We start from the raw sequence: 18,773 nt of genomic DNA on the forward strand, positions 1-18,773 counted from the left end.
CCGGAACAAGGAGAACAGCGCGCCGTGAACCATGGCCGCGCTCACAGCACCGGGCATAAGCTGCGGAGAGGGTCGGGCTGATCCCCGCAGCTCGGAAGGAGTGTCCCGCTCATGGTCAACGTCGCTGACGGCTTCGGATCGAGCATCCTCGGATATCCGCGGATCGGACCGCACCGGGAACTCAAGCGCGCACTCGACGCGTACTGGCACGGCGGCATCTCCCGCGAGGAGCTGCTGCGCGTCGGCCGGGAGATCCAGGACGATCAGTTCGCCGAGCTGCATGCCGCGGGCCTGACCCAGGTCCCGGGCAACACCTTCTCCTTCTACGATCACATTCTCGACAACGCGCTGCTGTTCGGCGCGGTCCCCAACCGGTTCGAGCCGTATCGAGAAGGCTTGCACCCCTTGGATTTCTACTTCCTGATGGCGCGTGGTCGCCCGGACCTGCCGCCGCTGGAGCTGGTGCGCCTGTTCGGCACGAACTACCACTACCGCCAGCCGGAGCTGGACGCCGGCACCGAATTCTCCCTGCATCCCGAGGCCCTGCTCGACGAGTTCGACCGGGCCAAGGACAAGGGCATCGAGCTGCGCCCGGTCGTGCTGGGCCCGCTGTCGCTGCTGTTGCTGTCCAAGGCCGGGCAGACCCCGGGCGAGGACGATTTCGACCGACTGTCGTTGCTGGACAAGCTACTTCCGGTGTACGAGCAGCTGTTCGAGATCCTCGCCAAGCGCGGATCGACATGCGTGCAGTTGGACGAGCCCTGCTTCACCAGCGACCGCACCCCCGCCGAGCTGGCCGCGTTCGAGCGTGCCTACCAACGGCTTTCGACCGCGCCGCTGCGCCCGCGCATCCTGGTCACCGGTCAGTACGGCGACTTCGGCGAGGCCGTGCGGATTCTCGCGCAGACCGCCGTGGAGGCGATCGGGCTGGATCTGGCCAGCTACCGGGTGCGCCCGGAGGAGCTGGCCGAGATTCCGGGCATCAAGCGTAAGCGCCTGTACGCGGGCGTGATCGGCGGCACCAACGTGTGGCGCGCCGACCGCTCCGTCACCCTCACCTACCTCGGCGAGCTGGCGAAGGTGTGCCCGGATCTGGTGGTCGCCACCGGCACCACGCTGCTGCACGTGCCCTACGACCTGCTCGTCGAATACGAGATCGAGGGTCCGGTCGCCGATCGCCTCGCCTTCGCGAAACAGAAGGTGCTCGAGGTGGTTTCGCTGGCCAAGGCCCTGACCGAGGGCCTGGGCGGGTCCGGGGGCGTCGAGGCGGCGAAGTGGCGTAAGCGGCCCAGCGAGGTGCACTTCAAGCAGAAACACGCTGTGCGCCAACGGGTCTACGCCGTCACGGCGGATATGCGCGAGCGCGAGCCGTACGAGGTGCGCCGAGAGGCCCAGCGGCAGAAGCTGAATCTGCCCGCCGTGCCCGCGACCACGCTCGGTTCATTCCCGCAGACCGCCTCGATCCGCCAGGCCCGCTACGACCTCGGCGAGGGCAGGCTGTCCTACGAGGAGTACCGCAAGCGCATCGAGGCCGAGATCGAGTCGACGATCCGGCTGCAGGAGGACATCGGCCTGGATGTGCTCGTGCACGGCGAACACGAGCGCAACGATATGGTGCAGTACTTCGCCGAACTGCTCGACGGCTTCGCCACCACGCATTTCGGCTGGGTGCAGGTGTACGGCTCGCGCTGTGTGCGACCGCCGATCCTCTACGGCGATGTGGCTCGGCCGAAGCCGATGTCGGTCGAGTGGACCACTTACGCGCAGTCGCTCACCACCAAACCGGTGAAAGGCATTGTGACCGGCCCGGTCACGATGGTCGCGCGCTCGTTCGTGCGCCAGGATCAGCCGCTGTACGAGACGGCCGATCAAGTGGCGCTGGCGATTCGGGACGAGCTGACCGATCTGGAGAAGGCTGGCGTGGCCATCATCCAGGTCGACGAGCCCGCCGTGCGTGAGCTGCTGCCGCTGCGCCCGAGCGGCCGCCGCGAATACCTGCGCTGGGCGGTCAACGCGTTCCGCCTGGCCACCTCGGGCGTCAAGCCCGAGACCCAAATCCACACGCATATCGCCTATTCCAGCCGCGCGGAGATCGTGCGGGCCATCGAGGAGCTCGACGCCGACGTCACCGCGATTGTCGCCAGCCGCTCCATCGACTGGGTGCTCAACGCGCTGAAGGAGGATGCCGCCGAGGGCCACGGCCTCTCACACGGCGTGGGTCCCGGTATCTACGAAAGCCGTTCGGCCCGCATCCCCGATATCGACGAACTCGACGCGGCCCTCACCGCCGCCGCCGAGGCCGTCACCCCGGACCGCCTGTGGGCCAACCCCGACGGCGGCCTGAAGACCCGCCACTACTGGCAACTGGAACCATCGCTGCGCAATATGGTCGCCGCGGCCCGCCGTGTCCGCCGCCGCGCCGAACAGCCCGAATCCTGAGCCCCGTTGGGCCGAGCCGGTTGCCCGCTCGGCCCAACGGCTACCTGTACGTGTGTTACATGTAGGTACATGTCCAAGAGGCGTACGAACGTCTATGCCGACGCCGCCGATCTCGACCTCATCAAGGAGGCGGCGCGGCGGCGCGGAGTGCCCGAGGCCGAGATCATTCGGGAGGGTATACACCTGGCGGCGTTGGCCAATCGAGTCTGGGATGAACCCCTCGACTGGCCGACCTTCGCTGGAGGCGGGGCGGTCGCAGATTCGCAGACCGTCAGTGATGCCGTATCGGGCGGAGCGTCCGACGAGTGATCGTCGCCGACACCTCCGGGATCATCGCGGCATCCGATCGTGACGCACCCGAATCAGATGCGTATAAGGCCGTACTTCAGGATGCCGGAACGGTGATCGTCTCGCCCTTGGTCCTAGCCGAGGTCGATCATATGGCGAAGGTCCGTTTCGGTCCCGCCGCCCGGAAAACGATCATCGGCTTCATTGTCGCCCAGGCTCAGCGGATGCGGTTCCAGATACCGGAAACCGGTACGGCTCTGCTGAATACCGCGCTGGCCGTCCAGCAGCGGTATGCCGGACTGAATCTCGATTTGGCCGATGCCGTGAACGTCGTGCTGGCCGCCGAGTATCGGACCGATACGATCCTCACCCTGGACCGTCGCGATTTTCGTGCGATCACGCCGTTGACGCACAAGGCATTTCGCCTGCTGCCGGACGACCTCGACGGCTGAGGGCTTCACTCCGCAAGTCAGATTCCTTCGCCCCCTTGAATTTCGATATCGAGCCAGCCTCGTGTGTCGGGGGTGCGGCCCCGCGACAGTGCGGTGAAGCGTTCCTGGATCGCCGAGGTCACCGGGCCGAGTGTGCCGGTGCCGATCTTGTGGCCGTCGATCTCGGGGACGTGGAGTAGTTCGGAGGCTGTGCCGGTGGTGAATACCTCGTCGGCCTCGTAGAGGTCGTCGATCGTGAGGTCGCGCTCGGCTGCCTCGAGGCCCAGGTCGTCGCGGGCGATTGTCAGTACTGTGTCGCGGGTGATGCCCATGAGGATGGGGCGCGCGGGCGGAGGAGTGCAGACGATATCGCCGATGACGGCGAAGACGTTCTCGCCGGTGGACTCGGCGACCAGGCCGTTCTCATCGCAGAAGATCGCTTGGCCGTAGCCGCGGCGGCGGGCGTCACCGTATGCCGCCACCGAGAGGACGTAGTGCCCGCATGCCTTCGCTTTGTAGAACGAGGCCAGGGCCGCGGGCCGCGGGTAGGGCGAGATCGTCGCGGTGGTTCCGGCCGAGCGGTCGCGGTCGGAGTATCCCGTCCATCCGAAGGCGAGCATCGCGACGTGGGTGGTGTTGAGCCAGTGCGCGAAGATGACATTGGGCTCGCCCGAGTAGACGAGTGGGCGCAGGTAGGCGTCGGTGAGTTTGTTGACTCGTACCGCCTCGGCCCCGCCCGCGACCAGCTGTTCGAGGTCGTAGGGAACCTCCAGCCCGAGCGCCGCGCCCGACTCCAGCAGCCGTCGCATATGGTCGCGGCCACGGAACATCCGGACACTGCCGTCGTCGAGCCGATAGCAGCGGATCCCCTCGAAGACGCCGAAGCCGGTGTGCAGGGTGTGGGTCAGCAGATGCGTCCCGGTGGTCGACGGGACCAGCGATCCGTCCAGCCAGAACGACTCCGCGGGCTCGATCATGATCGGTCTCCCGTCCGCATGGTGATCTCGACACCGTCCCCCAGCGGCAGCGTCTGCGACCAGGCGCCGGGGACAGCGCGGACATGATCGACGTACCGCGCCATGACATCCCGGGTGGCCTGGGGCTCGAGGATGTTGTCGGCCACGACCACGCCGCCCTCGGCGACCCGTGTCCAGGCGAGATCGAAGTCGGGGATGTACAGGTCCTTCCAGTGGTCGATGATCACGACGTCGTAGGGCCCCGGCAACCGGGGCAGGGTTTCCGCGGCGGTGCCCTCGATCACCTCGACGTACGCGGCCAGCCCGGCGTCGGCCAGATTGGCTCGTGCCTGGGCGACCTTGCCCGCGTCCGGTTCGATGGAGTAGACCCGGCCGCCGGCGGCGCGGACCGCGTCGGCCAGCCAGATCGTCGAATAGCCCACCGAGCCACCGAGTTCCACGACGGTGGGTTTGGTGCGGGACCGCACCAGCACGGCGAGCAGGCGTCCGACGTCGGGACCGACGTCCAGCATGAGCTGCCCCGCGGCGGCCCTGGTGTGGCTCGGCCCCGCGTCATTGAGCCGATTCAGTTCGGCCCGTTCACTGTTCGATCGGTGTTCCAGGCGGGTGAGTACTCGTGACATCTCAGGTGTCATCAGTCATCCTCGGGTGATGCGAATAGGGGTCATGCACTCACGGCTCGGTGCCGAACTCGTTGCGCGCCTTGGCAATAGGCTGACCGACGCGCAGGTCGAACTGGTCGGGGGAGCGGATCCCCTCGATTACGAGATCCTGGTGGCGAACACGTTGCCGCCCGGCCTGTTCCGCCGGTGCCCGCGCCTGCGCTGGCTGCAGCTGACCAGCGCCGGCGCCGATCAGCTCGCCGTGGCCGGGCCGCCGCCCGAGGATCTGCTGGTGACAACCGCGGGCGACGTCCCGGCGCGGGCGGTCGCCGAATTCGTGCTCATGGGCATGCTGGCCCTTGCCAAGGATGCGCCGGGACTCGTTCGCGGACAACAGGAGCGCAGGTGGCAGCCCAACTACACCGCGCGCCTGCTCGCCGGGGAAACGCTGCTCCTGCTCGGCCTGGGCCGGGTCGGACGAGCGGTCGCCGTCCGGGCGCGCGCCTTCGGGATGCGGGTGGTGGCGGTGACCCGCACCGGCCGCGCCGACGATGCGGCCGATCTGGTGATCACTGCCGAGCATCTGCTCGAGGCCGCTCGGGAGTCGCTGTTCCTGGTGGCCGCCGTGCCGGGCACCGAAGAAACCGCGAACCTGATCTCCCACAAGGTACTTCGCGCACTCCCCGACGGCGCCTTCGTGATCAACGTGGCCCGTCCCGCCGTGCTCGACACCGAGGCCCTCCTCGCGGAGCTCGGTCGATTCGGCGGCGCCCTGCTCGATGTCCACCATGACGAACCCCTCCCTCCTACCAGCGGTCTGTGGGAGACCGACCGGCTCTGGATCACCCCCCACACCGCATTCGGCTATCCCGGCGAGGGGGCCGATCTGGCGGAGTTGATCCGCGACAACTACTCCCGGTTCTGCGCCGGCACTGCCTTGCGTAACCTTGTGCGCGACAACAGCGTTCGCGAGGGGCGCTCCGCCGTGGCCACCACGACACCGACGAGCGTCACGGCCGCACCCAGCAGCTGCCAGACCGACAGCGACTCCCCGAATATCGGTACGGCGAACGCCGCGCCCAACACCGGGACGAGATAGAGATACACATTGGTCCGCGCGACACCGATATGAGTGAAGCAGTAGTACCAGGCAATGATGTTGTAGACGAAGCCGATCAGGCCCCCGTACACCACTCCCAACCAGCTCGCCAAGGGCGCGTTCGCCAGATGCTCCGGATGCGCCAGCAGGCTCGGCGCGGCCAGCAGGACCAGCGGCACCGTTCCGAACAGACAGCCCCACGCCGCCACCGACGTCGGCGGCAGACGACGCATCGCCAGCTTGCTCGTGATGCCGTACACCGCGAAGATCAACACCGCGATCGTCATCAACACCTCGCCGCGCCAGTCCCCGGCGGATTGCGCCGCCGCCGCGTCGGGCGGCAGGATCTGCATCAGCCAGACGATGCCGAACCAGCCGACCGCGATCCCCGCGAACTGGCGCGTGGACACCCGCTCGCGCAGCACCAGCCAGGCGAGTATGAGCGACGCCACCGGAATGATCATCTCGATCAGCCCGGCCTCCGAGGCCGGGATCAGCGTCAACGCCTCGTAGAACAGCACGTTGTAGACGCAGATCCCGAGCACGCCGGTCACCGCCAACCACGGCAGATCACTGCGGACCGGCCGCGGCCAGCGCCCCATGAACGGCACCAGTACTGCCAGTGCCAGCAGGTAGCGCAGGGCGTTGGCCTCGGCCGGAGTGAATCCCTCGAGGGCGAACCGCCCCGCGATGAGATTGCCTGCCGCGGTGAGCGGGACCGACAGAAGCAACAGCTGGAGACGGATGGTCACTGGGTGAGTGTCTCCCAGGCGGGATTGCGCTTGAGGCAGATTTCCCGATACAGACCCCACTGATAGACCTTGCGGGCCTGGATCGATCGCCAGATCGCCAGCCGAATCCGTTGCTGCAGTTCGGCTCCGACCGCGTACTTACGCAGCAGGTTCGACGCCTCCTCCGCATGCTTGTCGTCGCCGCCGTAGTCCAGTTCGAGCCGCTCGTCGCCGGCGTGGATGCGGAAGACCTCGAGCGCCTCGTCATCGAGATCGAACTGCTCCCGCAGTGCCGCGGCGATCCGCCGGAACCGGCCCGGAATGGTCAACTCGATCGCGAAGCTGCCCGCCGCCAACCCCTCGAGCCAGTGGTAGTCACGGACCAGATGCTGGCGATACTCCACATAGAGCAGCGTCTCCGGATACGGCTCCGCGAACTCCAGCTCCTCGTCGGAGACGCCGAGCGCCCGGCCGAGCTGCCGCACGGTGACCGGGTGCTCCCGCGACGGGTTGAACTCACCCAGCTCCTCGGCGAGGTTGGCGCCCATGAATTGACGGGCGTCGTAGAAGTAGTAGGAGTTCGCGGCGATCTGTGCGATCACCGAAGGGAAGATGCGCGCGTCGATGTACCACTGCTTGACCCAGTCGCGCACGCCCTCGATCGGGATCTTCTTGGCGATGAGTTGTTCGTAGAACGGGCCGATATTGGCCGCGGCCGAGTTCATCACCTCGTTGGTGAGCTCCTTGACGAACTCGTCCGGGGGCAGTTCGGGGGGTAGCGGCTCGCTCAACCTGGTCTGCGGCTTACCGATCGGCGCGTGGTCGAGATTGGCATTGAGTTCGGCCTCATGTTCCGTGCGGGTGTCGCGGACGTTCGGCATGACTCGCTCCTAATCGTTCAGTAGGGATGGATGATTCGGTGTGGCGTTCTCCTGGGCCAGCCGTTCGGCGGCCTCGTGCGGAGTGATTCCGGTGGTGGTCCGCTCGGCCACCTCGCGACCGGCCGAGCGGATGCGGCGCGCGACCTCGGCGTGCAGGATCTCGGCGAAAACCTTCGCCGCCCGGGTCCGGTGCTCGGGTCCCGGCTGGGCCTCGGACGAGAGGGCATGCCGCGGAAGCCATTCGGTGAGGACGAGTCCGGTGGCGATGGCGCCCCCGGCATTGGCGACGATTCCGGGGATCACATCGACCTTGCGGGCCGCGAGGGCGGTCAGGGCGGACTCGGTGCAGGGTCCATTGGCCCCCTCGACCACCAGGCCGGCGCGGATGTGGTCGACGTTCGCGTCGGTCACCGCCCCCGCGACGGCCGCGAGCACCAGCACATCGGCCTCGGCGGCGATCACCGCGGCCGGGTCGTCGACGCACCGCACATCGGCGGGCAGCCGCGTCCGGTCCACGACGCCCGTGGCATCGGTGAGGGCGGTGATCTCGGCCAGCGGCAGGCCCTGCGGGCGACTCATCGTGCCGAGTCGGTCGGCGATGGCGACGATGAGATGTCCCCGCTCCGACAGATGTACGGCCGCACCGCGTCCCACGGAGCCGAAGCCGTGGATCGCGATCCTCCGCCGCTCCCCGGGTTCCGAATCCGTCGTTGTCGCAATGGCTTCGGCGACCCCGAACCCGGTGATCAGCGAACACTGATCCCACAGTTCGGCCCAGGAACAGGCCCCGCCGGGCAGTTTCACGTCGTAGTCCGCGGTGGAGAAGATGATGTGCCGGTCCCGATAGTTGATGCCCTGATCGCTGCCGAGGTAGATGCCGCCGTGCAGTAGCGGACGGACCGCCCGGCCGAAGGCCGCCAGCACCTCGTCGCGGCGGCTGCCGCGGGGCAGGCCGCTGACGATGCCGCCCTTCGCCCCGCCGATCGGTAGCCCGTGCAGCGCGAGCTTCAAGGTCATCTGCCGGGACAGCATCGCCAAGATCTGCGGGCTGACGTCGGGGGTCATGCGCAGACCGCCCATCGCTTTCCCGTCGATGAGGGAGTCGGTGACCACATACGCCGTGAGACCGGTCGCGGAGTCGTGGAGGGTGGTTGTCGATAGAGGTGGTGCCATCAGACCCCCTGATTGATACCTGCAATCGGATAGCCGATCGAAAACTGTTGCTCGACAACAAGATCAAGAACGAATCTCTGGTGACAAGATCGAAAGCCGTTGTACCACAACGGAAGAATAGCTACTGATGAAATCACGGTGATCTAATCTGTTGCCTAACAGCACTTTTCCACCGGAACTGGATTTCGTCAAGACTCGAACTATCTCCATTGTTCGCGCTAACGTGGACAGATATGGTGCCCTCCCGCGTCGACTCCCTGATCGCCTCGTTACCCGTGGGCGCGCGCGTCGCGACGGATCCCGACGTCGTGTCCGCCTATGCCGCCGATCGCACCCATGCCCCCGGCGGCAAGGCGATCGCGGTCGTCCACGCGCGCGACATCGCCGACGTGGCGGCGACGCTGACCTGGGCATCCAGGTACCGAGTCCCGGTCGTCCCCCGGGGCGCGGGCACCGGCCTGTCCGGCGGGGCCACCGCACCGGACGGTTCGGTCGTGCTTTCGCTCGCCGCCATGTCGGCGATCGCCGAGATCGATCCGGTCAACATGCTCGCCGTCGTCGAACCCGGAGTCATCAACGGCGACCTGAACCGCGCCGCACGCGCGCACGGGCTGATGTTCGCCCCCGACCCCGCGAGTTTCGAGATCTCCACGGTCGGCGGCAATATCGCGACCAATGCGGGCGGGCTGCGCTGTGTGAAGTACGGGGTGACCCGGGACGCGGTGCTCGGCCTGGAAGTGGTGCTCGCCGACGGCCGGACCATCCGGACCGGACGGCGCACCGTGAAAGGTGTCACCGGTTACGACCTCACCAGCCTGTTCACCGGATCCGAGGGCACCCTCGGCGTGATCACCTCGGCGACGGTACGACTGCGTCCGCTCCCGGCCGAGCCCCCGGCCACGGTGCTCGCCGTATTCCCGGATCAGCGCCAGGCCGCCGGCGCCGCCGCGTCGATCGTGTCGAATCGGCTCCGCCCCAGCCTGCTCGAGCTCATCGACCGAGCGACGTTGCGCGCCATCGACGATTGGAAGCGGACCGGATTCGGACTCGATGCGGGAGCCGTGCTCATCGCCCAGACCGACGACCCGCCGGACCGCGGCCAGCGGATCTCCGAACTCTGCCGTGCCGCGGGCGCCACCGAGACGGCGGTCTCCTCCGACGAGACCGAAGCCGATGCGCTGCTGGAGATCCGGCGGCTCGCCTATCCGGCCACGGAACGGCTCGGAGCGTGCCTGCCCGAGGACGTCTGCGTGCCCGTCTCCCGGTTGGGCGACATGATCGGCGCGGTCGAGGAGGCGGGTGCGCGGCACGGCGTATCGATCCTCACGGTGGCGCATGCCGGCGACGGCAATCTGCACCCGGTCTTCGTCTACGACCGCGGTCTGCCCGCACCTCCGCAGGCGGTGTGGGACGCGGCGGACGAGATATTCACGCGGGCACTCGCGATGGGCGGCACACTCACCGGCGAGCACGGGGTCGGGCTGATCAAGCGCCGCTGGCTCGGTCAGGAACTCGATCCGGAATCCCTCGCCGTGCAGCATGCCATCAAACGGGCCCTCGATCCGAGCGGAATTCTCAATCCCGGCAAGGCCATTTGAGAGCGAGTCGTCCCGGCCGGACAACCTGACGCACTACTCTGCCATCCGGTATCACCGCGGTGACGAATCTTGGATGGCGATTGTCCACAGGAGGTTTGGTCGTGCTCGATGGTCGGGGTAGATCGCTCGTACGCGCGGTGGTGTGGATGCTGGTGGGCGGGTTGGGGATTTCGGGGGCGGTGCTCGTTCGGCCCGCCGAGGGGCATGCGACGGAACCGCTTCCGGGGGTGATGGCCGGATGGGATACGTATCGGCAGCTGGATCGGCTGCCGTATCTGGGCATCGGCGCGCAGACGCTGCAGAGTTCCAGCTACGACCGCAGCGGCAATAACGACGACGGTGCGGGCGGATGCGTCGGCACCGGCGGCGCGGGATGTGTGGTCGCCGCGGATCAGGGCGCGGGCGAGATCGATTCGATCTGGTTCACCATCAACGAGGGCGATGTGTCCGTCCTGGGTGATCTTCGTATCGAGGTGGATGGGCGAACCGTGGTGAACGCGCCGCTGCAGTCGGTGGTCGACGGCAAGCTGGGCGCGCCGTTCGCGTTTCCCTTGGTGGCCAACGCGGATCAGTCGCCGGGCGGGGTCTACATCAAGGTGCCGATGCCCTATCGCGAGTCGATGCGGGTCAGCGTGCAGAACCAGGTGCAGTACTACCACGTCACCTATCGCCATTTCGTGACCGGGATCGGCCTGGCGACCTTCGATCCGGCCGATCCGGCCACCGATGTGCTGGCCATGCTGCGGTCGGCGGGCAGCCATGATCCGAAACCGCCCGCGCCGAATGCCCGGCGGGATCGCCGCACCGTCGCCGTGCCCGCGGGTTCGCGCACGACCATCGCCCAATCGTTCGGATCCGGCATGGTGTCGGCGCTGCGACTGCGCCTGCCGACCCGGGACGCGTTCACCGCGCTGCGGCTTCGAATCGCCTTCGACGGAAGGGAATCGGTCGATTCGCCGGTGGGCGAGTTCTTCGGGCTGGGCCGAGGCCCGGACGACGTCGCCCCGGTGCGTTCGCTGCTGTTCGCGGCGGATCCGCAACCGGGCGGCTGGGTGTCGGCCTGGTGGCCGATGCCGTTCGCGGGCAGCGTGTCGGTGAGTCTGGAGAATACCGGCGGCGACCCGATCGATGGCCTCGAGACCGAGGTGGTCACCGATTCGGATCCGCAGTGGGCCTCGGCCCTGGCCTTCGGTGCCGCGGGTCATTTCACCACTCGATCGAATGCGGGACCGACTGTGCCCGGCCGGGATTGGCTGTTCGCCGACGAGGTCGGGCACGGCAAGTTCGTGGGGGTCAGCCACACGATGAACGGCCACCGGCCGGATTACCTCGAGGGGAACGAGAGGGTCTATGTCGACGGGTCGCCGTCCCCGCAGATACCCGGCACCGGCACCGAGGATTTCTACGAGGGCGGTTGGTATTTCGGCGGATCCTTCGGTGCCGCGCGCAACTTCAGCCTGCCGCTCACCGGGGCGTCCACCGAGCGCACGACGGCGTCGGGCTGCGAGGGCTATTGCGTGACCGCCTACCGATTGATGCTCGCCGAATCCGTCGACTACCTGACCCGGCTGCGTTTCGGCATCGAACACGGGCCCGTGCACGACAACGAACAGGCCGATTACAGCTCCACCGCCTTTCTCTACAACTAGCGGAAAGAGGTTCGAGTGCGGGTTCTCCTGGCGGCCTTGCTGATAACCGTCGGCATATCCACGAGCAATACTCCCGCCATCGCGGATACCGCGCCCCGGCCGGAACGAGTATCGGCGGGGACCTTCACCGAGGTGTACGACCCGAGCGAGGGTGAGGCCAAGCAGTGGTACATCAACGATCACACCTTCGTCTTCGACAAGTCCGAGGGTCTCTGGCACATGTTCGGGAGCACTCATACCGAACCCGCCGCGCCCTACGGTGAAACGACGCTCGCGCACGCGACCGCGAAGCAGCTGAGCGGACCGTGGACCAGACGGCCCGCGGCATTGACGGTCGATCGCCGATACGACCGCGTCTACGGTGAAACCCATTTGTGGGCACCACATGTCATATTCAATGACGGCACGTATTACATGTTCTACTCGGGCGGCGGGCCGGTCGGCAGCATGTCGGCGATCAGCCTCGCGACCTCGACCGATCTCGAGAATTGGACCCGCGACCCGGCCGGTCCGCTCTTCCGGGATGGTTATGACGCCCGCGATCCCATGGTCGCCCGCGTCGACGGCGGCTGGGTGATGTACTACACCGCGACCTCGCTGCCGATCGGCGGCAACCATATCGTCGCCTATCGGACCAGCGACGACCTGCGGCATTGGAGTGAGCGCAGTATCGCGTTCACCGATCCGTCGGTGGGCAATGCGGGCGGCCCCACGGAATCGCCGTTCGTCATCCAGCATGACGGCCTGTGGTATCTGTTCATCGGCCCGCGCGAGGATTATGTGGGCACCGATGTCTTCTCCAGCGATAGCCCATGGCATTTCGATACCGGAGCGCGGGCCGGTCATATCGATGCCCATGCGGCCGAGGTCATCGAGGACAACGGCCGATACTGGGTCAGTTCCGCGGGCTGGGGACAGGGCGGGGTCTCCATCGCGCCGCTGAGGTGGCATGCGGACTGACTTCTGAATCGGCCCAGGCGTTTCGAGCGCCGCCTGCGCGAGTTTTCACCGGTTTACGCCTAGCATCGGCTAACGAATCGTTACTTCTCTTCGGCATGGAAGGGATGGTCGATGCGGTCGCTGGTGGTATTCGTTGTCGCACTATGTTGTTGCACGGTGGTCACGGTCGGCGAGGCATCGGCGGATCCGGTCGAGTCGATGGAACACCCTGCGGATGGAAGCTCTTCCCCACCTGGGGCTAATGACTGGCAATGCGCACCTCGGGCACTGCATCCGGAACCGGTCGTGCTCGTGCACGGCACCTGGGGTAATCAGAACTCCTGGGATGTGCTCGCGCCCGAACTGCGCTCGTCGGGATATTGCGTCTATTCGCTCAACTACGGTCGCGACACCTCCAGCATCTGGGGCGACCGCCCGGGCGTCTACGGCACCGGCGATATTCGCGCCTCCGCGAAGGAACTCGCCGTATTCGTGGAAAAGGTTCGCGCCGCGACGAATTCGGCCCGGGTCGATATCGTGGCGCATTCGCAGGGCGGCGTCGTCGCCCGGCAGTATCTGCGCTTCGAGGGCGGGGCGAATCCGGCCGTACCCGAGGAGAACAAGGTGCGCAACGCGGTGCTGATCGCGGCGACCAATCACGGCACCACCGCTCTGGATATGGGCCGCGTCGTCCATCTGGGCAGTTCCGACGGGCCGATCGATCGAATGGTCGGCGCGGTCCTCGGCACCGCCGCCGCCCAGCAGGTCATCGGCAGCGAATTCCTGCATCGTCTCAATGCCGGTGGTGATACCGAACCGGGTGTGCACTATACGGTGATCGCCACCCGGGTCGACGAGGTCTCCACGCCACCGGAATCCGCATTCATGCGTCCCGGCCCGGGTGCGGTCGTGGAAAACCTGTGGGTGCAATCGTTCTGCTCGACCGATAACACCGATCACGGCCGACTACCGCAGTCGCCCACCGTCATTCGCCTGGTCAAACACGCCCTCGATCCCTCCTATCAGGAGCTGTCTTGCGCCGCATGAGTTCGAATTCGTTCGACCCTCGCGCCACCACACCGTTGCCGCGGCCGTGCCTGTTCCCGCTCGTGCCACTGCTGTGCCTGATCCCGGTGGCCTGGCTGAGTGCGGGTTGGTCCTTCGGCCGCATCTCTCGCTGGTTCCGCCGCCGGTCGGCGCCGCGACCGGTGCGGACCGGTTTCGAGCGGATCTCGCGTCGTCTCGACGCCCCGGTCCTCCGTGGCGCGGAACTGTACGAACGTCCTCGGCCGCGCACGCCCGTCCATTCGACGTAAACAGGAGTGCGACATGGGTATACGCAGTCGGTGCCGCCCGATGCTGCCCGGTGTTCTGACGGCGGTGGTCGTGACGATCGGCGCGATACAGCCCGCCGCCGCCGCGCCCGCCGATGATGCCGAGGCGAGCGATGCCCAGATCCTGGACACCATCCGCGATACCGCCGCGCAGCTGACGCCGCTGCGGGGACCAGCACGGGACAAGCTGGTCGCGTCGGCCCGCGGCATACCGATTTCCATTGTGCGAGCGGCGGATTGGGACGGCACCTCGGCGTACCGGCTATCGGCCGGGCGAGCGGCGACGATCACCCCCCTCGGCGATACGCGCGGCGCTGTCGCGGTGCTGTTCGATGCCGACGGGACGGTCGCCCATCACATCGAGACGAGCCTTGCCCCGGGCTCGGACGGGTCGGCGGCGGTGACGACTCGGATCGACGCACGCCCCCCGATGACGCGCGCCCTGTCCGCCGACCGGTTGCGCGCCGCCGCCCGCGATATCGCGGCGAAGGAGATCCTGCTGGGCCCGGGCTGCTGGGCCGTGGCCGCGACCGCGATCCTCGCGACACTGCTCGTCGTGATCCTGATCCCGCTCAACATGATTCCCTTCTTCGGGGGCATCCTGTTCGGGATCCTGGCGGCGGCGCTGCTGATGAGCTGGATACCCGTGATCCCCGCCTGTCTGGGCCTGTAGCCCCGCGTCGTCGAGCGACCAGCGCCGGATCAGGGCAGCCGATCGTTCGACCGACGTAGCGCGGCGAGCGCGCCGACCAGGAGGATGAGACCGCCCTCGATGGTGTGCACGATATTGCCGAAGGTGTCGACCGCCATCAGATGTAGGACATTGTGGCCGCCGAGGAATCCGAGTGCGGCGACGAGTAGATAGAACGGGCCGCAGGTCCAGGTGTAGGCGAAGGCCCGATTGCGTTGTGGCGCAAGGACGAGACCGGCCAGGCCGGTGAGTAGATGGAACAGGGCGTGCCAGCCGTTGACGGTGACGGGGATGAAACCGAGGAACTGGATGGTGCAGGAGTTCATCTGCCCGCCGAAGGCCATATCGGGATAGATGCCGAAGGCGATGACGCCGTTGGCGGTGAACCAGGCCCCGATGACGAAGACGAACAACTGCAGCGGCGAACCCAGGACCGCGGTGACATAGCGCAGGATCGCGGCGCGGAGGGTGTCATAGGTCGGCATGGCATTCCTGAGCATCGGATTCTGCTAAGTCGGTCGACTTAGAACTGGACGGAAGTATCGTCTGAGTCGATCGGCTTAGTCAAGGGATGATCTTCCGCCCGGATGATTCGACACCCCCGCGGTGGTCGGTGTGGTTGCGCTGGATCTTGCACCGCGGGGATGCCATTGCGGAGTTGCGTTCTATGCACCACCTCCTTTGAATGCGGTCCAGAACTGGTGGCGTACGGCGTCCCAGAGTGGGGTGAACTCCGGGAGGAATTCGCGGGCCGACGCGAGGTCGGGATGTCGGCCGGTCTCGAAGGTCGCGACCGCCGTGCCGTCGGCGGCATTGCGTACCGACAGGATTTCGAGTCGGTGCAGGGCCCATCGCCAGACTGCCTCCACGCCGTCGACTTCCGTTCGGTGGATTCCGTTCACGCCGTCCCCCTTTCGTTCGCTGACGGGATCAGGGGATCACGGGGTGCCGGGTGGAATCGGGAAGATCGGTCTGTCCGAAGAGGTTTCGGGTGAAACCGCAGGAAGCGGTCCGTATCAGGAGTAGAGTGCGTACCGCGCTGGATACGTGAACGGTCCACTTCCGTAGGGGGTAGTAGATACATGTCCAACGCCGATGACGATCAACCATCAACCCTTGCCCAGCGGGAGCTGGGGCGCTTCCTCCGCGACAAGCGAGAGGGTATCGGGTTGACTCTTCAGCGGGCCGCGCGATTGGCGGAGCTGAGCAAGACCGCCCTCCAGCGCTTGGAAACGGCGAGTTTGAAGAAGAAGTACCGGACGAACGATGTCCGGGCGCTGTGTGAGATCTATGAGGTAGACCCCGAGGAGACTGCTCGCGCAATCGAATTAGCCGAGCAAGCCAAGGATGATGCCTGGTGTACCGGATTCAGCGGGGTGCAGAGACATAAGTTCACCATCGGCTTGTGCATAGATCTGGAACGGATCGCGAGTCGGATCACCGACTGTAACGAGATCGTGCCGGGACTGCTGCAGACTGCAGACTATGCGCGGGTATTGATCGGCTCCTACTACTATGAGGAGACTCTCGAGGAGATAGAGCAACGAGTCAATGTTCGAATGAAAAGGCAGGCGATCGTGACTCGCAGGGCTCAACCAGTGGAATTGGATGTCCTGCTTCATGAATCGGCTCTGCATCGTATCATCGGCAATCGACACATCATGCGCGCGCAGTTGCATCATCTGGCAGAGATGGGTAAGCGGTCGAACGTTACTATTCGCATAGTTCCGTTCTCTGCCGGGTGCCCGCGAGGGCTATTGATCGGACCATTCGTAATCTTCGACTTCGAGGCGAACTCCAGGGGCCGGAGTGTTGCACCGTCAGTCGCATATCTAGAAAAGGGCGATGCGCGTGATCTGTTCCTCCATCGGAAAGGCGATATCGATCGCTATCGCGAGCTGGTATCCGTCGCCAGAGCAGTTGCCCTTAACGAACAGCAATCGCGAGACCTGCTGAGGCGGGCGGCAAGGAGCTATGAACGATGAGTGATCAGGCCGGGATCGGTTGGTTCAAGAGCAGCCACAGCGGTGGTGAGAGCGAGTGCGTCGAGGTCGCCTGGCTCCCCAACGGCGAGACAGCCATCCGCGATTCCAAGAACCCCACCGGCCGGCCTTGATCTTCACCTCAACCGAATGGGACGCCTTCACCACAGCGCCGCGTAGTTCCACAGCGCATCGATAACCAGCACAAACCCGAAGACCAGCAACAGGATTCGGATCGACGGCGGCCCGAAGCGCGTGAGCGCTCGCATGAGCGCGCGGTAGACGCGACGCGCTCGGGCCGACCGTAGGGTGGCGGCGATGAGCACGAGTACCGGTGGGATCAAAGCGATTATGCAGTAGGCGACGATGATCAACGGCCACAGCGCCGGTCGTGGGTCGCGCGTGGAGAGCATGGCCAAAGCGGCCAGGTAGGGGACGGCCGTGGGGGCCTGGCCCAGACCGATGGCCGCGCCGAGCAAGGCCAGGAGCCCCGGGCGTCGGCGGGCCTCGAGAATTCGGTCCGGTACCGCGGCCGGTCCGCCGGATAGGCGGACCGTGCCGAGGATCAGCAGGACGATTCCGGCGACGAGTTCGCCCCAATAGCGGATCGTGGGGGTTATCTCGATATCGATCAGGTCCGTGAGGAAGCCCAGGCCCAGGACCGTGCAGATGCCGAAAGTGGTTGTGACCGCGAAGACTCCGGCGAGGAAGCTCAGCGCGCCGGGAATCGGGGAGCGGCGGGCCAGCCTGCTGTCGACGATCACCGCGGAGGTGACGCCGACGAGCAGGAGGTCCAGTGAATCGAGGAACGCGAATCCGGCCAGCGCCACGAGGAAGATCAGCATCGTTCCATCGAATGTACCGGCCAGGCGGTTCTAGAAGCCCAGTCGCTCGCCGATCTTCGAAACCGTCTCGCTCACTTCATGTCCCACGGTGCTCACTACGCTCGCGACATCGTTGCCGAGGTTGCGTACCGTGCGGATGAGCGGATCCTCCGATTGGTCGAAGTCCTGGCGGTAGGTGCGGGCCGCCTCGCGGATCTCGTCGCCGAGGCGGGTTTCCTTGTCGTTCTCGCGCAGCGGGTAGGTGCCGCCGAGGATCCGGTCGTAGTCGCCGCCGGTGATCCAGCGGCGCAGTTCGGCGGCGCGCAGTACCGAGAACGGATGCGACTGCAGCTCGAGATTCAGCAGTTTCAGCACGCCGTCGCGCAGATCACCGGTGCGGTCGTAGTCGTCGGCCTGTTCGAGGAAGGCGGCGTGATTCATCTCGTGGACCATCGCACCGCCCGCCAGCTTCATATGCACCCGTACCGACGCCTCGACATCCTGTCCGCACAGCAGTCCGGCCCGGTCGCCGGACAGTTCGGATTTGCGGCTCCACTCCATCAGCGCGGCCACGATCGCCCGTAATGCCCAGCCGCCCACCGGCATCCAGCCGATCGAACTCGCCAGCCGCAGCAGATGCATGAGCATCGTCCGATACACCGCATGTCCGGACATCGCATGCCCCAGCTCATGGCCGACGATGAATCGCAGCTCCTCGGGATCGAGCAGATCGACCAGTCCGGTGGTGAGCACGATGAACGGCGCGTCCATACCGACGGTGAAGGCATTGACCTGCGGATCCTGCACGACGAACATCTCCGGCGTGACCGGCGCGTCCAGCACGCGCACACAGTCCGCCCGCAACTCGTGCAACGTCGCGAACTGCCGCTCGTCGACCCGAACCGCGGTCGCCAGATACATCAGCCGATGCTGACGTTCCCTGAGTAGCCCCGACAGAATGCGCAACACGGTGTCGAATCCGCTCAACGACCGCAACATCACCAGGGCGGTGCGGTCGGCGGGGTGTTCCCAAGCGCGCGTACTGATCCCCGGAAACGTGCGCCGGATCCGGTCTGGACTGCTGTTCATCTGCTGCTCCCCGTTTCATCGCCGATCGTCCACCCGCCCCGATGGC

General features: G+C 66.2%; 20 protein-coding genes and 1 pseudogene. 12 read left to right on the plus strand and 9 right to left on the minus strand.

The annotated features are described in order from the left end of the window. Positions 1-111: 111 nt before the first annotated feature. The 3 genes from metE to ACIA76_RS31495 all read left to right on the plus strand — a co-directional run bounded on the left by metE (position 112) and on the right by ACIA76_RS31495 (position 3,179). Positions 112-2,439 carry a 5-methyltetrahydropteroyltriglutamate--homocysteine S-methyltransferase gene (metE, locus tag ACIA76_RS31485; RefSeq protein ID WP_397157105.1) on the plus strand — a complete coding sequence of 776 codons (2,328 nt, stop codon included), beginning with the start codon at positions 112-114 and terminating at the stop codon, positions 2,437-2,439. A gap of 69 nt (positions 2,440-2,508) precedes the next feature. Continuing rightward, positions 2,509-2,748 carry a CopG family transcriptional regulator gene (locus ACIA76_RS31490; RefSeq protein WP_397157107.1) on the plus strand — a complete coding sequence of 80 codons (240 nt, stop codon included), beginning with the start codon at positions 2,509-2,511 and terminating at the stop codon, positions 2,746-2,748. After that, positions 2,745-3,179: a type II toxin-antitoxin system VapC family toxin gene (locus ACIA76_RS31495; protein ID WP_397157109.1), complete on the plus strand. Its 435-nt coding sequence runs from the start codon at positions 2,745-2,747 to the stop codon at positions 3,177-3,179. The genes ACIA76_RS31490 and ACIA76_RS31495 overlap by 4 nt, the downstream gene beginning before the upstream one ends. A 17-nt stretch (positions 3,180-3,196) precedes the next feature. Here ACIA76_RS31495 and ilvE read toward each other — a convergent pair whose 3' ends face one another. Next, on the minus strand, positions 3,197-4,135 hold the full coding sequence (gene ilvE, locus ACIA76_RS31500; protein WP_397157111.1) for a branched-chain-amino-acid transaminase: 939 nt from the start codon (positions 4,133-4,135) through the stop codon (positions 3,197-3,199). Then, positions 4,132-4,770 (minus strand): O-methyltransferase, encoded by a 639-nt coding sequence (locus ACIA76_RS31505; protein ID WP_397157113.1) that lies wholly within the window; start codon positions 4,768-4,770, stop codon positions 4,132-4,134. Before ACIA76_RS31505 ends, ilvE begins: the two co-directional genes overlap by 4 nt. A 316-nt stretch (positions 4,771-5,086) precedes the next feature. Between ACIA76_RS31505 and ACIA76_RS31510 the strand changes: the two are divergent. Continuing rightward, a pseudogene (locus ACIA76_RS31510) lies at positions 5,087-5,584 on the plus strand (NAD(P)-dependent oxidoreductase); the annotation flags it as partial. A gap of 62 nt (positions 5,585-5,646) precedes the next feature. Here the strand turns inward: ACIA76_RS31510 and ACIA76_RS31515 are convergent. Genes ACIA76_RS31515 through ACIA76_RS31525 form a run of 3 tightly spaced genes read right to left on the minus strand, consistent with a single transcriptional unit; the run spans position 5,647 to position 8,621 of the window. Then, complete coding sequence (locus tag ACIA76_RS31515) at positions 5,647-6,588, minus strand: DMT family transporter (protein ID WP_397157115.1); 942 nt, start codon at positions 6,586-6,588, stop codon at positions 5,647-5,649. Further along, positions 6,585-7,448: a TenA family transcriptional regulator gene (locus ACIA76_RS31520; protein WP_397157117.1), complete on the minus strand. Its 864-nt coding sequence runs from the start codon at positions 7,446-7,448 to the stop codon at positions 6,585-6,587. Before ACIA76_RS31520 ends, ACIA76_RS31515 begins: the two co-directional genes overlap by 4 nt. A 9-nt stretch (positions 7,449-7,457) precedes the next feature. Beyond that, positions 7,458-8,621: a Glu/Leu/Phe/Val dehydrogenase dimerization domain-containing protein gene (locus ACIA76_RS31525; RefSeq protein WP_397157119.1), complete on the minus strand. Its 1,164-nt coding sequence runs from the start codon at positions 8,619-8,621 to the stop codon at positions 7,458-7,460. A gap of 233 nt (positions 8,622-8,854) precedes the next feature. On the opposite strand from ACIA76_RS31525, the gene ACIA76_RS31530 reads away from it, so the two are divergent. From ACIA76_RS31530 to ACIA76_RS31555, 6 genes are all read left to right on the plus strand, one after another. Continuing rightward, positions 8,855-10,219 carry an FAD-binding oxidoreductase gene (locus ACIA76_RS31530; RefSeq protein WP_397157121.1) on the plus strand — a complete coding sequence of 455 codons (1,365 nt, stop codon included), beginning with the start codon at positions 8,855-8,857 and terminating at the stop codon, positions 10,217-10,219. A 101-nt stretch (positions 10,220-10,320) separates the two neighbouring features. After that, the gene (locus tag ACIA76_RS31535; protein ID WP_397157123.1) at positions 10,321-11,868 is read left to right on the plus strand and encodes a glycoside hydrolase family 172 protein; all 1,548 of its coding nucleotides are present in this window, start codon (positions 10,321-10,323) and stop codon (positions 11,866-11,868) included. Between the two features lie 15 nt (positions 11,869-11,883). Further along, entirely contained in the window at positions 11,884-12,828 is a 945-nt protein-coding gene (locus ACIA76_RS31540; protein ID WP_397157125.1) for a glycosyl hydrolase family 32, read from the plus strand. Between the two features lie 285 nt (positions 12,829-13,113). Further along, positions 13,114-13,854 carry an esterase/lipase family protein gene (locus ACIA76_RS31545; RefSeq protein ID WP_397157127.1) on the plus strand — a complete coding sequence of 247 codons (741 nt, stop codon included), beginning with the start codon at positions 13,114-13,116 and terminating at the stop codon, positions 13,852-13,854. Continuing rightward, positions 13,851-14,123 carry a hypothetical protein gene (locus tag ACIA76_RS31550; RefSeq protein ID WP_397157129.1) on the plus strand — a complete coding sequence of 91 codons (273 nt, stop codon included), beginning with the start codon at positions 13,851-13,853 and terminating at the stop codon, positions 14,121-14,123. The genes ACIA76_RS31545 and ACIA76_RS31550 overlap by 4 nt, the downstream gene beginning before the upstream one ends. A 13-nt stretch (positions 14,124-14,136) precedes the next feature. Beyond that, positions 14,137-14,814: a hypothetical protein gene (locus ACIA76_RS31555; RefSeq protein ID WP_397157131.1), complete on the plus strand. Its 678-nt coding sequence runs from the start codon at positions 14,137-14,139 to the stop codon at positions 14,812-14,814. 29 nt (positions 14,815-14,843) lie between these two features. Here the strand turns inward: ACIA76_RS31555 and ACIA76_RS31560 are convergent, their stop codons facing one another. Together ACIA76_RS31560 and ACIA76_RS31565 are read right to left on the minus strand one after the other, a co-directional pair. After that, positions 14,844-15,332 carry a DUF4383 domain-containing protein gene (locus tag ACIA76_RS31560; RefSeq protein WP_397157133.1) on the minus strand — a complete coding sequence of 163 codons (489 nt, stop codon included), beginning with the start codon at positions 15,330-15,332 and terminating at the stop codon, positions 14,844-14,846. 165 nt (positions 15,333-15,497) lie between these two features. Continuing rightward, positions 15,498-15,734 carry a hypothetical protein gene (locus tag ACIA76_RS31565; RefSeq protein WP_397157135.1) on the minus strand — a complete coding sequence of 79 codons (237 nt, stop codon included), beginning with the start codon at positions 15,732-15,734 and terminating at the stop codon, positions 15,498-15,500. Between the two features lie 180 nt (positions 15,735-15,914). Here ACIA76_RS31565 and ACIA76_RS31570 point away from each other — a divergent pair, with 180 nt between their 5' ends. Further along, a complete protein-coding gene (locus ACIA76_RS31570) occupies positions 15,915-16,817 on the plus strand; it encodes a helix-turn-helix domain-containing protein (RefSeq protein WP_397157137.1) in 903 nt (300 codons plus the stop codon). Next, a complete protein-coding gene (locus ACIA76_RS31575; protein ID WP_397157139.1) occupies positions 16,814-16,948 on the plus strand; it encodes a DUF397 domain-containing protein in 135 nt (44 codons plus the stop codon). Before ACIA76_RS31570 ends, ACIA76_RS31575 begins: the two co-directional genes overlap by 4 nt. Positions 16,949-16,975: 27 nt before the next feature. Here the strand turns inward: ACIA76_RS31575 and ACIA76_RS31580 are convergent, their stop codons facing one another. Continuing rightward, positions 16,976-17,659, minus strand: a complete 684-nt coding sequence (locus tag ACIA76_RS31580) for a GAP family protein (protein WP_397157141.1) — start codon at positions 17,657-17,659, stop codon at positions 16,976-16,978. A 30-nt stretch (positions 17,660-17,689) separates the two neighbouring features. Further along, positions 17,690-18,727, minus strand: a complete 1,038-nt coding sequence (locus ACIA76_RS31585) for a M48 family metallopeptidase (protein WP_397157143.1) — start codon at positions 18,725-18,727, stop codon at positions 17,690-17,692. Between the last annotated feature and the right edge of the window lie 46 nt (positions 18,728-18,773).

Source organism: Nocardia sp. NPDC051570 (assembly GCF_044454005.1).
GTDB lineage: Bacteria > Actinomycetota > Actinomycetes > Mycobacteriales > Mycobacteriaceae > Nocardia.

What these genes read in the sequence shown, in the direction of transcription:
- metE (WP_397157105.1), top strand. Translation starts at nt 112, where the DNA reads ATGGTCAACGTCGCTGACGGCTTCGGATCGAGCATCCTCGGATATCCG.
- ACIA76_RS31490 (WP_397157107.1), top strand. Translation starts at nt 2,509, where the DNA reads ATGTCCAAGAGGCGTACGAACGTCTATGCCGACGCCGCCGATCTCGAC.
- ilvE (WP_397157111.1), bottom strand. Translation starts at nt 4,135, where the DNA reads ATGATCGAGCCCGCGGAGTCGTTCTGGCTGGACGGATCGCTGGTCCCG.
- ACIA76_RS31505 (WP_397157113.1), bottom strand. Translation starts at nt 4,770, where the DNA reads ATGACACCTGAGATGTCACGAGTACTCACCCGCCTGGAACACCGATCG.
- ACIA76_RS31520 (WP_397157117.1), bottom strand. Translation starts at nt 7,448, where the DNA reads ATGCCGAACGTCCGCGACACCCGCACGGAACATGAGGCCGAACTCAAT.
- ACIA76_RS31525 (WP_397157119.1), bottom strand. Translation starts at nt 8,621, where the DNA reads ATGGCACCACCTCTATCGACAACCACCCTCCACGACTCCGCGACCGGT.
- ACIA76_RS31530 (WP_397157121.1), top strand. Translation starts at nt 8,855, where the DNA reads ATGGTGCCCTCCCGCGTCGACTCCCTGATCGCCTCGTTACCCGTGGGC.
- ACIA76_RS31550 (WP_397157129.1), top strand. Translation starts at nt 13,851, where the DNA reads ATGAGTTCGAATTCGTTCGACCCTCGCGCCACCACACCGTTGCCGCGG.
- ACIA76_RS31555 (WP_397157131.1), top strand. Translation starts at nt 14,137, where the DNA reads ATGGGTATACGCAGTCGGTGCCGCCCGATGCTGCCCGGTGTTCTGACG.
- ACIA76_RS31560 (WP_397157133.1), bottom strand. Translation starts at nt 15,332, where the DNA reads ATGCTCAGGAATGCCATGCCGACCTATGACACCCTCCGCGCCGCGATC.
- ACIA76_RS31570 (WP_397157137.1), top strand. Translation starts at nt 15,915, where the DNA reads ATGTCCAACGCCGATGACGATCAACCATCAACCCTTGCCCAGCGGGAG.
- ACIA76_RS31575 (WP_397157139.1), top strand. Translation starts at nt 16,814, where the DNA reads ATGAGTGATCAGGCCGGGATCGGTTGGTTCAAGAGCAGCCACAGCGGT.
- ACIA76_RS31580 (WP_397157141.1), bottom strand. Translation starts at nt 17,659, where the DNA reads ATGCTGATCTTCCTCGTGGCGCTGGCCGGATTCGCGTTCCTCGATTCA.
- ACIA76_RS31585 (WP_397157143.1), bottom strand. Translation starts at nt 18,727, where the DNA reads ATGAACAGCAGTCCAGACCGGATCCGGCGCACGTTTCCGGGGATCAGT.